The sequence below is a fragment of the Pseudomonas sp. LBUM1646 genome (assembly GCF_059716165.1).
The window spans coordinates 1273431-1285563 of record NZ_CP166810.1; the positions used below are offsets into that span (position 1 = coordinate 1273431).

Here is a 12133-nt window from a genome sequence, read left to right on the forward strand (position 1 = left end):
CTAAATACTGAAGGTGGCGTTCGATTAAATAGATGGCTTGCGCCCGCCATGAGGCTGCTCACGGGCGACGGTCAGGAATGGATCGACCAGTGCTGGGCGCGCGGTGCCTCTGCGCCAGGCGAGGCCGACATCCAGGGTCTGGCTGAGGTCGGCAATCGGCCGGGCTTCGATGATGTCGCCTTCCAGAGACCATGGGCGGTAAGTCATGTCGGGCTGGATCGACACGCCCAAACCTGCGGCGACCAGGCTTCGCACGGCTTCCGTCGACGCGGTCCGCAGGGTGATGCGCGGTTGCAGCGAGGCCGCCGACCACATGCGCTGGGCGTTGCGGTCCATTTCATCGACGTTCAACTGAATCAGCGGCTCGCGCGTCACGTCGGCGAGGTTGATGCTGTCGTGTTCCAACAGCGGGTGCTGGGCCGGCAGCCACAAGCGGTGGGGCGAATGGGTCAGGACTTCGGTCTGTAACGCGTGGCGGTCTTCGAGGTTAGAGAGGATCAGCACACCGACATCGATTTCGCCGCTGACCAGCAAGTGCTCGATGTACGGGCGCTCGTCCTCCATCACGCGGATCTCGACGTTGGGGTAGGCGCGCTGGAATCGAGTCAGTAAATCCGCGAGGTAGTAACCGGCGACGAGGCTGGTCACACCGACGATCAACTGCCCGGCGACTTGGTCGGTACTCTGTTGCAGGCTGCGTTTGGCGTTATCCACGGTCGCCAGAATCAAGTGCGCCTGGCGCAGGAATTGATGACCCTGGTGCGTAAGCGTCATGCCCTTGGCGTGACGGTTGAACAGGCTGACGCCGATTTCCTGTTCCAGTTGCTGGATCGCCAGGGTCAGGGTGGACTGGGAAATAAACGCGGTTTGCGCGGCGGCGGAGATCGATCCGGTCTCGGCCACGGCGATGAAATGTCGGATCTGACGCAAGGTCATCATGGAAAAAGTACCCAGTGGGCGGTTTTTATAGATTTGCTCGAGTGTATATCTTTTTAATCGATGGCCCGAATTGAGCGAGTGTTGCCAAGCAACATCTCGAAGCACTCTCACAGGCAGGCGCCGGGCACTTTCGATCTAGGCTGGTGACCTTAATGATCCGGTTACCCCGAATTCGTGGAGGCAGCAAATGAACACCCGTGGATTGCTCGATCAGCTACTCAAGTCCGGTCAGGACATGTTGCAGAAGAAGTCTGGCGGTCATCAGAACAAACCTTCTGGCGGTGGCCTGGGCGGCTTGCTCGGCGGCAGCGGTGGCTCGGGCGGCCTCGGCGGCTTGCTCTCGGGGGCGGGCGGTGGTGCTTTGGCGGCTGGGGCGATGGGGCTGCTGATGGGTAACAAGAAGGTCCGCAAAGTCGGCGGTAAAGTCGCTATCTACGGCGGGCTCGCGGCGCTGGGCGTGATTGCCTACAAGGCCTACGGCAACTGGCAGGCCCAGCAGGGCACGGCGCCGAAGACTGAACCGCAAACCGTCGATCGCTTGCCGCCGGCGCAGGTTGAGTTGCACAGCCAGGCGATCCTCAAGGCATTGGTGGCAGCGGCCAAAGCCGATGGCCACGTCGATGAGCGCGAACGCGCGTTGATTGAAGGTGAATTCACCAAGCTCGATAACGATCAGGAACTGCAACACTGGCTGCACGCCGAACTCAACAAACCCCTGGACCCGACCGACGTCGCCCGCGCCGCCAGCACCCCGGAAATGGCCGCCGAGATGTACATCGCCAGTGTCATGCTGGTGGATGAGGAGAACTTCATGGAGAAGTCCTACCTCGATGAACTGGCGCGGCAGTTGAAGCTTGAGCCGGGGTTGAAGGTGGAGCTTGAGAAGCAGGTGCGGCAGGCTTCCATGTAAATTTTGAAATCCCCTTCGCGGGCAAGCCTCGCCCCTACATGATTTGAGACCCTGTAGGAGCGAGGCTTGCCCGCGAAGGCATCCTCAACCCCAACACATCTCCCAATGACCAATCCACGGCCCATTTCTGCCGATACGCCACTGGCACTCCTTCCCCGAGATAGCGGAAAGTCCCCGCTCTACACCGCTGCCTGCAACGGCACGGAAACTTGATATTGCCGACGCCAAAGCGCAGGCCTCGCAAAGGATGCAACGCATGACCTCGCAGAATCGCCTGTCGCACCTGGATGCCCTCAGAGGCATCGCTGCGATGATGGTCGTGGTGGCTCACTTCATCGAACGAACACCGCTCAAAGACACCTTCTTTTTCACCTACGTGAACCTTGGGCAAATGGGTGTCGTCATCTTTTTCCTGCTCAGCGGGATGGTCATTCCCTATAGCCTGAAAGAAGGAAAACATGCGTTAGTTGCCTTTGGCATTTCCAGATTCTTCAGGCTGTACCCGGCTTACTGGTTTTCCATAGCGCTGGCCGTGATCAGTTCGTACTGGTTTTTATCGACGCCGGTCCCGGTTAATACCGTACTGATCAACATGACGATGTTTCAGTCACTGTTGAGGGCGCCCGATTTGTTTGGTGTCTATTGGACGCTGATCATGGAGATGTTTTTTTATATGTCCTGCGCTGCGCTATTTAGCGTCGGCTTGCTGGGACGTGTCTCCGTACGATTTGGCGCGGCTGTCGGGCTGTTGGTCGTGGCGCTGGTTTTTTCAGTTGCCAGATTCTATCTGGCCAAAAAAATCCCCGTGGGATTGCCGTTATGCCTGTCGATCATGTTCTTTGGCAGTTTCTGGCGAGACGTCAGTTTGGGTTCCACCAGCAAGTTGGATCGCAAGTACGTTTATATATGGATCGCACTGTTCTTCGTTTTCCTGCCTTTCATTTGTTTTCTCGCCTATAACGCCAATTATGGGCATAACGAAAACCCCTACTCCTATTGGGTCAGCTACCTGGCAGGGATAGCGTTTGCTATCGCCATGACCCTGTTTTTGCGCCGGCCAATAAAAGGCCTGATCTATCTGGGCACCATCAGTTATTCGGTTTATCTCGTGCATCCCTTCTTTCTGGAGTGGGCGGCGTCCGCCACAAACTTGCCGGCGGCGTTCAACGTGGGTGTTTTTCTGTTGTACATCCTGGCGACGCTCGCACTCTCGAGCATCAGCTATACCTTGCTGGAAAAGCCCTGCGTCAGCCTCGGAAGATCCCTCAACAAGAGGCTACAGTCCGGCACCACACACAGTGCGCCGCCGCTGAATACACCGGCAAACGACAGCAGCGCTGGAAGGTAGTGGCGCCAGAATGAGAAGTGGCAGGTCTGCCGTCTTATAAATGAGACACCCTCAGCTATACTCCGCAGCATTTGAAAATGGCCCCGAGGACATACTGTGAAGAACTGGACGTTGCGCCAACGCATCTTGGCGAGCTTTGCGGTCATTATTGCCATCATGCTGTTGATGGTGGTCGTCTCGTATTCCCGGCTGCTGAAGATAGAAGTCAGTGAACAAAGCGTGCGTGACGACGCATTGCCCGGGGTTTATTACAGCTCGACCATTCGTGGCGCCTGGGTCGACAGTTTTCTCCAGACCCAGGAAATGCTCGGCTTGAAGGAAGGGCAGGGCATCAGTGCCGAAGACGCCGCCGACTTCAAAAGCTTCGAGGCGCGCGTAGTCGATGCGATGGACAGCTATCGCAAAACGGTCACCACGGAGGAGGACAAGGTCGAATTCGCCGCCTTCGAAACACTCCATGAGCAATACAACAAGACCCTCGCCGCGGTGCTCGATTTGCATAAGCGCAATCAGGAAGCCGAGGCCATCAAGATGTTCAACGAACAACTGACCCCGACCTGGACCGCAGGGCGCGTGAAGCTCAATGACATCCTGCGTGAAAACAAAGCCGTGGCCGACCAGGACATGGCGAACATCGATGACGCCGTGGTCACCGCGAAGATCATCATGGGCGTTTCCCTGCTGATTGCCGTGTTGGCCGCGGGCCTCTGTGGCCTGTTGCTGATGCGCGCCATCATGGCGCCGATGAATCGCATCGTGCAGATACTCGAAATCATGCGCACCGGCGACCTCAGCAGTCGTCTGAACCTGGAGCGCAAGGACGAATTCAACGCCGTGGAAACCGGCTTCAACGACATGATGACCGAGCTCACGTCGCTGGTGTCCCAGGCCCAGCGCTCTTCGGTGCAAGTCACCACCTCGGTCACCGAAATCGCCGCTACGTCCAAGCAACAACAAGCCACCGCCACCGAGACCGCCGCCACCACCACTGAAATCGGCGCGACGTCCCGGGAAATCGCCGCCACGTCCCGCGACCTGGTGCGCACCATGACCGAAGTCTCCACCGCCGCCGATCAGGCCTCGGTATTGGCCGGTTCCGGGCAGCAAGGCCTGGCGCGCATGGAAGACACCATGCACTCGGTGATGGGCGCGGCCGATCTGGTCAACGCCAAGCTGGCGATCCTCAACGAGAAGGCCGGCAACATCAACCAGGTGGTGGTGACCATCGTCAAGGTCGCCGACCAGACCAACCTGTTGTCGCTCAACGCCGCCATCGAAGCCGAGAAGGCCGGAGAGTACGGGCGCGGTTTCGCCGTGGTCGCCACTGAAGTGCGACGGCTGGCGGACCAGACCGCTGTAGCCACTTACGACATCGAGCAGATGGTCCGTGAGATTCAGTCGGCGGTATCGGCCGGGGTTATGGGCATGGACAAGTTCTCCGAAGAAGTGCGCCGCGGCATGTCCGAAGTGACGCAGGTCGGCGAGCAGTTGTCGCAGATCATCCATCAGGTCCAGGCGCTGGCGCCGCGAGTATTGATGGTCAACGAGGGCATGCAGGCCCAGGCCACTGGCGCCGAACAGATCAACCACGCGCTGGTGCAGTTGGGCGATGCCAGCAGCCAGACCGTCGAGTCCTTGCGCCAGGCCAGCTTCGCCATCGACGAACTGAGTCAGGTGGCGGTCGGGCTGCGCAGCGGCGTCTCGCGATTCAAAGTCTGATGAGCGAACTCGCGGCCAAACGCACTGCCGTGGTGTCGGCGAAGCAGGCGCTGTTCCTGGTGTTCCGCGTCGGTAACGAGCGTTACGCCCTGCAAGCCATCGAGGTGGCGGAAGTGCTGCCGCGCGTGCCATTGAAGCCGATTGCCCGGGCGCCCGATTGGGTGGCCGGGGTATTCGCCTATCGCGGCGCGGTGGTGCCAGTGATCGACCTCAGCGCGCTGACGTTCGGCCAACCGGCCCAGGCTCGCACCAGCACGCGGCTGGTGCTGGTGCACTATCGGCCGGACGAGGCCACGCCTGCGCAACTGCTCGGGCTGATCCTGGAGCAGGCCACCGATACCCTGCGCTGCAACCCGGCGGATTTTCAGCCTTATGGCTTGGACAATCGCCAGGCGCCGTACCTCGGTCCGGTGCGCAAGGACGCCCAGGGTTTGCTGCAATGGGTGCGGGTTGCCGATCTGCTGGATGAGCAGGTGCGTGCGCTACTGTTCCCATCGCCGCCCCTGGACCTGACACAGGTTGAGGAACAGCCATGAGCAGCGACCAGCGCTTTTTCGATTTTCTCAAGGACCGCATCGGCCTCGACGTCGCGTCGGTGGGCCCGGCGATCATCGAACGTGCCGTGCGTCAACGCACCACCGCCTCCCAGGCGCTGACCGCCGACGAGTATTGGCACACCTTGCAGGGTTCGCGGGATGAGCAACAGGCGCTGATCGAAGCGGTGATCGTTCCGGAAACCTGGTTTTTCCGTTACCCGGAATCCTTCGCCACGTTGGCGAAACTGGCGAGCAAACGCCTGGCCGACATCAACAACATGCGCGCCTTGCGCATCCTCAGCCTGCCGTGCTCCACCGGCGAAGAGCCGTATTCCATCGCCATGGCCTTGCTCGATGCCGGACTCAAGCCGCATCAGTTCAAGGTCGAAGGCATGGACGTCAGCCCGCTCTCGGTGGAAAAAGCCAGGCGCGCGGTGTACACCAAGAACTCCTTTCGCGGGCAGGACATCGCCTTTCGTGAGCGGCATTTCAGTGCCGAAGGGGAGGGTTTTCGACTCAGCGAGCGGGTACTGGAACAGGTGCGTTTGCAGGTCGGCAACCTGCTGGATCCGGCCCTGCTGGCCGGCGAACCGCCCTATGACTTTGTGTTCTGTCGCAACCTGCTGATCTATTTCGACCAGCCGACCCAGCAGCAAGTTTTCGAAGTGCTCAAGCGCCTGACTCACGTCGACGGTGTGCTGTTTATCGGTCCGGCCGAGGGCAGCTTGCTCGGGCGTCTGGGCATGCGTTCGATCGGCATTCCGCAGTCGTTTGCCTTTAGCCGCCAAAGCGTGCCGGAGCCAGAGCCTTTGCCGACGTTCGTTCCAACTCCGCTGCCAGTGCGTCAACCGGTGCGCAGCGTGACTCCGCCGCCGGTGCGCAGCCGCCCGTTCGCCACCGTGGTGCCGTTGCCCAATACCGTGAAAACCGCCAATCCGGACGCCGCCGCGCTGCTGGCGAACATCGCCGCCCTGGCCAACGAAGGCAAAAGTGCCGAAGCTCGTGCGGCCTGCGAAAGTTATCTGCGCAGCCACGAGCCGGTGGCTCAGGTATTTTATTGGCTGGGACTGCTCAGTGATGTGGCCGGCCGCGCACTGGAAGCCCAAGGGTTTTATCGCAAAGCGTTGTACCTCGAACCGCAGCACCCCGACGCGTTGATGCACCTGGCAGCCTTGCTGCAATCCCAGGGCGACACGGCGGGCGCCAGACGATTGCAGGACCGCGCCGCCCGCAGCGAGCGCGCCGCCGACAGTGAGCGTAAACGATGAGCATCAGCGACACTTTGAGCGTCACCCATGAAGATGCCCAGGCCATCGACGACTGCTGGAACCGTATCGGCATCCACGGTGACAAGTCCTGCCCGCTGCTGGTCGAACACATTCACTGCCGCAATTGCGCGGTGTATTCCGCCGCCGCCACCCGTTTGCTCGACCGCTATGCCTTGCAGCAGGAACATCACGAGCAAGTGGCGACGGCGGTTGAAACCGACGTCAAGACCCGCTCGCTGCTGATGTTCCGCCTCGGCGAAGAATGGCTGGGCCTGGCCACTCGCAGCTTGGTGGAAGTGGCGCCGCTGCAAACCATTCATTCCTTGCCGCACCAGCGCTCCCGGGCCTTGCTCGGCGTGGCGAATGTGCGCGGCGCCCTGGTGGCGTGCCTGTCGCTGGTGGAATTGCTCGGCCTCGACACCACCAACCCGGTGGCAAATGGCGCTCGGGTCATGCCGCGCATGCTGATCATTGCTGCCCGGGGTGGCCCGGTGGTGGTGCCGGTGGACGAGGTGGACGGAATTCACGCCATCGACGAACGCATCCTCGATGCCGCGTCCCAGTCCGGTGCCCAGACTAGTGCGAAATACACCCGTGGCGTGCTGCAATTCAAAGGTCGCAGCCTGCGTTGGCTGGATGAAGAACAGCTGTTGTCCGCCGTGACCCGGAGCCTCACATGACCCCCGAGCAAATGCGCGACGCCTCTTTGCTGGAACTGTTCAGCCTGGAAGCCGAGGCCCAGACTCAGGTGCTGAGCACTGGTCTGTTGGCCCTCGAACGCGATCCGACCCAGGCCGATCACCTGGAATCGTGCATGCGTGCGGCGCACTCGCTCAAGGGGGCGGCGCGGATTGTCGGCGTGGACGCCGGGGTCAGCGTCGCCCATGTGATGGAGGATTGCCTGGTCAGTGCTCAGGAAGGGCGGCTGTATCTGCGCCCGGAGCACATCGATGCGTTGTTGCAGGGCACCGACCTGTTGATGCGCATCGCGACGCCGACCAATGCCCCTTCGGCGATAGAAATCGATGCCTATGTGGCGCTGATGGGACGGTTGCTCGATCCGATGGCGCTGGCGCCGCCGATCAGCACGCCGATTGCGCCATTCATGGACGAACAGCAATTACAGCCCCCCGTGGTCGAAGTGCCGATTCCGGTCGTCGAATCGCCACCGATCGCCCCCGCCGAGCCGCCACGCAAGACCAAACGCACCACCGAAAACGGTGAGCGGGTGTTGCGGGTCACCGCCGAACGCCTGAACAGCCTGCTCGATCTGTCGAGCAAATCCCTGGTGGAAACCCTGCGGCTCAAACCGCACCTGGCCACCATGCAGCGTCTCAAACGCACGCAGAGCAATGGCCTGCGCGCCCTGGAAAACCTCAACGTCCATCTCAAGGATCAGAACTTGAGCCTGGAAGCCCAGGAAGCGCTGGACGATGCCCGGCGGTTATTGGCCGAATCCCAGCAATTACTGGTGGAAAAGAACGCCGAACTCGATGAATTCGCCTGGCACGCCAGTCAGCGTGCGCAGGTGTTGTACGACACCGCGCTGGCCTGTCGCATGCGGCCATTTGCCGACGTGCTGACCGGGCAGGTGCGGATGGTCCGTGATCTGGGCCGCGACCTGGGCAAGCAGGTGCGCTTGGAGATCGAAGGCGAAAAGACCCAGGTCGACCGCGACGTGCTGGAAAAACTCGAGGCGCCGCTGACCCATCTGCTGCGTAACGCCGTGGACCATGGCATTGAAACCCCGGAACAACGGCTGCTGGCCGGCAAACCACCTGAAGGCTTGATCCGTCTGCGCGCGTCGCACCAGGCCGGTCTACTGGTGCTGGAACTGAGCGATGACGGCAATGGCGTCGATCTGGAGAAGGTTCGCCGCAGCATCATTGAGCGGCAATTGTCTCCGGCGGAAACCGCTGCGCAGTTGAGCGAAGAAGAACTGCTGACGTTCCTGTTTCTGCCGGGTTTCAGCCTGCGGGACAAGGTCACTGAAGTCTCCGGGCGTGGCGTCGGACTCGATGCGGTTCAGCATATGGTCCGGCAATTGCGCGGCGCGGTGGTGCTGGAGCAGACGGTGGGCGAGGGCAGTCGTTTCCATCTGGAAGTGCCGCTGACCCTGTCGGTTGTGCGCAGCCTGGTGGTGGAAGTCGGCGACGAGGCCTATGCCTTTCCGCTGGCGCACATCGAGCGCATGTGCGACCTGGAGCCGGAAGACATCGTTCAGCTCGAAGGTCGCCAGCACTTCTGGTACGAAGGCCGGCATGTCGGCCTGGTGGCGGCCAGTCAGTTATTGCAGCGCCCGGCGAGCCAGAACAGTCCGCAAACCCTCAAGGTCGTGGTGATTCGCGAGCGCGATGCGATCTATGGCGTGGCGGTCGAGCGCTTTATTGGCGAGCGGACATTGGTCGTATTGCCGCTGGATGAGCGGCTGGGCAAGATTCAGGATATTTCCGCCGGGGCCTTGCTCGACGACGGTTCGGTGGTATTGATCGTCGACGTCGAAGACATGCTGCGTTCGGTGGACAAACTGCTCAACACCGGGCGTCTGGAGCGCATTGCCCGCCACAGTAATCAAACCCCGGAAGCGGCGCGCAAGCGGATTCTGGTGGTGGACGATTCCCTGACCGTGCGCGAGTTGCAGCGCAAGTTGCTGCTCAATCGCGGCTACGACGTGGCCGTGGCGGTGGATGGGATGGATGGTTGGAACGCCCTGCGTTCGGAGGATTTCGATTTGCTGATCACCGACATCGACATGCCGCGCATGGATGGCATCGAACTGGTGTCTTTATTGCGCCGGGACAATCGCCTGCAATCGCTGCCGGTTATGGTGGTGTCCTATAAAGATCGCGAAGAAGACCGTCGTCGTGGACTGGACGCCGGAGCCGACTATTATCTAGCCAAAGCCAGTTTTCATGACGACGCCCTGCTCGATGCAGTGGTTGAGCTCATCGGGGGAGCGCGGGCATGAAAATCGCTATCGTCAACGACATGCCCATGGCGGTAGAGGCCCTGCGCCGCGCCGTGGCATTCGAACCGGCGCATCAGGTGATCTGGGTGGCCAGCAACGGCGCCGAGGCGGTGCAACGTTGCGCCGAGTACACCCCGGACTTGATCCTGATGGACTTGATCATGCCGGTAATGGATGGCGTGGAGGCGACCCGGCGAATCATGGCCGACACCCCGTGCGCCATCGTGATTGTTACGGTGGACCGCCAACAGAACGTGCACCGGGTGTTCGAAGCCATGGGCCACGGTGCGCTGGATGTGGTCGATACGCCCGCCATCGGCGCCGGCAATGCGGCTGAGGCGGCGGCGCCGTTGCTGCGCAAGATCATGAACATCGGTTGGCTGATCGGCGACAAGGGCAACCGGGTGCGGTCGGCGCCGAGCCCGCTGCGCAGTTCGGGGTCGCGGCAAAAACTGGTGGCCATCGGTTCATCTGCGGGCGGGCCGGCGGCGCTGGAAGTCCTGCTCAAGGGCCTGCCGCGGGATTTTTCGGCCGCCATCGTGCTGGTCCAGCACGTGGACCAGGTGTTCGCCGCCGGCATGGCCGAATGGCTCAGCAGCGCCAGCGGCCTCAACGTGCGCCTGGCCCAGGAAGGCGAACCACCCCAGGCCGGCACGGTGTTGCTGGCCGGCACCAATCACCATATTCGCTTGTTGAAGAACGGGACGCTGGCCTACACCGCCGAACCGGTCAACGAGATTTACCGGCCCTCGATCGATGTGTTTTTCGAGAGCGTGGCCAGTTACTGGAACGGCGACGCCGTGGGCGTTTTGTTGACCGGCATGGGGCGCGACGGGGCGCAGGGGCTTAAACTCATGCGCCAGCAGGGCTACCTGACCATCGCTCAGGACCAGAACAGCAGTGCGGTGTACGGCATGCCGAAGGCGGCCGCAGCCATCGACGCGGCCGTGGAAATTCGCCCACTGGAAAAGATAGCGCCACGATTGCTGGAGATATTCCCCAAATGAAGACTTTTCCCAGCAATCCTGGCCCAAGTAGTACTCAGGTGACCGCACATGAATGACTTACAGCTCGACGACTTCAAGACCGACGAAAACGCCGCCATGGTGTTGTTGGTGGACGATCAGGCGATGATCGGCGAGGCGGTTCGGCGCGGTCTGGCGAATCAAGAGAACATCGACTTCCACTTTTGCGCCGACCCGCACCAGGCCATCGCCCAGGCGATTCGGATCAAGCCGACGGTGATCCTTCAAGACCTGGTCATGCCCGGTCTCGACGGTTTGACGCTGGTGCGCGAGTACCGCAACCACCCGGCGACCAAGGATATTCCGATCATCGTCCTGTCGACCAAGGAAGACCCGCTGATCAAAAGCGCGGCGTTCGCGGCTGGGGCCAACGATTATCTGGTGAAACTGCCGGACAACATCGAACTGGTGGCACGTATCCGCTATCACTCGCGCTCCTACATGACTTTGCTGCAACGGGATGCGGCTTATCGCGCATTGCGGGTCAGCCAGCAGCAGTTGCTCGACACCAACCTCGTTTTGCAGCGTTTGATGAACTCCGACGGCCTGACCGGCCTGTCGAACCGCCGCCACTTCGACGAATACCTGGAACTGGAATGGCGCCGTTCGTTGCGCGACCAGACTCAGCTGTCGCTGCTGATGATCGACGTGGACTACTTCAAGTCCTACAACGACAGCTTCGGCCACCTGGAAGGCGACGAAGCCCTGCGCAAAGTCGCCACCGCGATTCGCGACGCCAGCGCCCGGCCTTCGGACTTGCCGGCGCGTTATGGTGGCGAAGAGTTTGTGCTGGTATTGCCCAACACCTCGCCGGGCGGCGCGCGGCTGGTGGCGGAGAAGCTGCGCCAGACGGTAGCGGCGTTGAAGATTCCGCATGTGTTTCCGGTCGAAGGTTCCAGCCTGACCATCAGCATCGGCCTGTCGACGATTACCCCGCAGCCGGGCAGCGATTGCCGGCAATTGATCTCGGCGGCGGACAAGGGGCTGTATCTGGCGAAGAATAATGGGCGCAATCAGGTGGGGATTGAATAATCCACCACCATTCCTTGGTAGCAGCTGCCGAGCTCGCGAGGCTGCGTTCGGCGGCGAAGCCGTCGTAAAACCAGACGACTCGTTCTTTCAGGTATGACGCGGTGGCGAGGACTTCGTCCTCGAACGCAGCCTCGCAGGCTCGACAGCTGCTACAAACGCCATCCTCCTCGTGGTTCGGGCCAAATCATTCACCCCATCAGCATCGGCCTGTCGACGATTACCCCGCAGCCGGGCAGCGATTGCCGGCAATTGATCTCGGCGGCGGACAAGGGGCTGTATCTGGCGAAGAATAATGGGCGCAATCAGGTGGGGATTGAGTGACGGGCACCGATGTGTCTTTGACATAGATCTCTCGCCTGTCTAACACCCTGTGGTGAGGGGGCTTGCC

General features: G+C 61.1%; 10 protein-coding genes and 1 pseudogene. 10 read left to right on the forward strand and 1 reads right to left on the reverse strand.

What is annotated here, in order from left to right; all coding sequences use genetic code 11:
- Positions 1–24: 24 nt before the first annotated feature.
- On the reverse strand, positions 25–939 hold the full coding sequence (locus tag ACA071_RS05540; RefSeq protein WP_169371442.1) for a LysR family transcriptional regulator: 915 nt from the start codon (positions 937–939) through the stop codon (positions 25–27).
- A gap of 187 nt (positions 940–1126) precedes the next feature.
- Between ACA071_RS05540 and ACA071_RS05545 the strand changes: the two genes are divergently transcribed.
- The 10 genes and pseudogenes from ACA071_RS05545 to ACA071_RS05590 all read left to right on the forward strand — a co-directional run.
- A complete protein-coding gene (locus ACA071_RS05545; RefSeq protein WP_497643473.1) occupies positions 1127–1849 on the forward strand; it encodes a tellurite resistance TerB family protein in 723 nt (240 codons plus the stop codon).
- 256 nt (positions 1850–2105) lie between these two features.
- Positions 2106–3197 carry an acyltransferase family protein gene (locus ACA071_RS05550; protein ID WP_497643474.1) on the forward strand — a complete coding sequence of 364 codons (1092 nt, stop codon included), beginning with the start codon at positions 2106–2108 and terminating at the stop codon, positions 3195–3197.
- Positions 3198–3293: 96 nt separating this feature from the next.
- Entirely contained in the window at positions 3294–4916 is a 1623-nt protein-coding gene (locus ACA071_RS05555; RefSeq protein ID WP_497643475.1) for a methyl-accepting chemotaxis protein, read from the forward strand.
- Positions 4916–5452, forward strand: coding sequence for a chemotaxis protein CheW (locus ACA071_RS05560; RefSeq protein WP_497643476.1), 537 nt, complete (start codon positions 4916–4918; stop codon positions 5450–5452). The genes ACA071_RS05555 and ACA071_RS05560 overlap by 1 nt, the downstream gene beginning before the upstream one ends.
- Positions 5449–6720: a CheR family methyltransferase gene (locus ACA071_RS05565; protein WP_497643477.1), complete on the forward strand. Its 1272-nt coding sequence runs from the start codon at positions 5449–5451 to the stop codon at positions 6718–6720. Before ACA071_RS05560 ends, ACA071_RS05565 begins: the two co-directional genes overlap by 4 nt.
- A complete protein-coding gene (locus tag ACA071_RS05570; protein ID WP_497643478.1) occupies positions 6717–7400 on the forward strand; it encodes a chemotaxis protein CheW in 684 nt (227 codons plus the stop codon). Before ACA071_RS05565 ends, ACA071_RS05570 begins: the two co-directional genes overlap by 4 nt.
- Complete coding sequence (locus ACA071_RS05575; RefSeq protein WP_497643479.1) at positions 7397–9688, forward strand: hybrid sensor histidine kinase/response regulator; 2292 nt, start codon at positions 7397–7399, stop codon at positions 9686–9688. Before ACA071_RS05570 ends, ACA071_RS05575 begins: the two co-directional genes overlap by 4 nt.
- The gene (locus tag ACA071_RS05580; protein WP_497643480.1) at positions 9685–10695 is read left to right on the forward strand and encodes a chemotaxis response regulator protein-glutamate methylesterase; all 1011 of its coding nucleotides are present in this window, start codon (positions 9685–9687) and stop codon (positions 10693–10695) included. The genes ACA071_RS05575 and ACA071_RS05580 overlap by 4 nt, the downstream gene beginning before the upstream one ends.
- A 48-nt stretch (positions 10696–10743) precedes the next feature.
- On the forward strand, positions 10744–11745 hold the full coding sequence (locus ACA071_RS05585; RefSeq protein ID WP_497643481.1) for a diguanylate cyclase domain-containing protein: 1002 nt from the start codon (positions 10744–10746) through the stop codon (positions 11743–11745).
- Positions 11746–11940: 195 nt separating this feature from the next.
- Positions 11941–12066, forward strand: a pseudogene (locus ACA071_RS05590) (diguanylate cyclase domain-containing protein); the annotation flags it as partial.
- Positions 12067–12133 lie beyond the last annotated feature (67 nt).

Coding starts and splice junctions, on each gene's coding strand:
- ACA071_RS05540 (WP_169371442.1), bottom strand. CDS start 939: ATGATGACCTTGCGTCAGATCCGACATTTCATCGCCGTGGCCGAGACC.
- ACA071_RS05545 (WP_497643473.1), top strand. CDS start 1,127: ATGAACACCCGTGGATTGCTCGATCAGCTACTCAAGTCCGGTCAGGAC.
- ACA071_RS05550 (WP_497643474.1), top strand. CDS start 2,106: ATGACCTCGCAGAATCGCCTGTCGCACCTGGATGCCCTCAGAGGCATC.
- ACA071_RS05560 (WP_497643476.1), top strand. CDS start 4,916: ATGAGCGAACTCGCGGCCAAACGCACTGCCGTGGTGTCGGCGAAGCAG.
- ACA071_RS05565 (WP_497643477.1), top strand. CDS start 5,449: ATGAGCAGCGACCAGCGCTTTTTCGATTTTCTCAAGGACCGCATCGGC.
- ACA071_RS05570 (WP_497643478.1), top strand. CDS start 6,717: ATGAGCATCAGCGACACTTTGAGCGTCACCCATGAAGATGCCCAGGCC.
- ACA071_RS05575 (WP_497643479.1), top strand. CDS start 7,397: ATGACCCCCGAGCAAATGCGCGACGCCTCTTTGCTGGAACTGTTCAGC.
- ACA071_RS05580 (WP_497643480.1), top strand. CDS start 9,685: ATGAAAATCGCTATCGTCAACGACATGCCCATGGCGGTAGAGGCCCTG.
- ACA071_RS05585 (WP_497643481.1), top strand. CDS start 10,744: ATGAATGACTTACAGCTCGACGACTTCAAGACCGACGAAAACGCCGCC.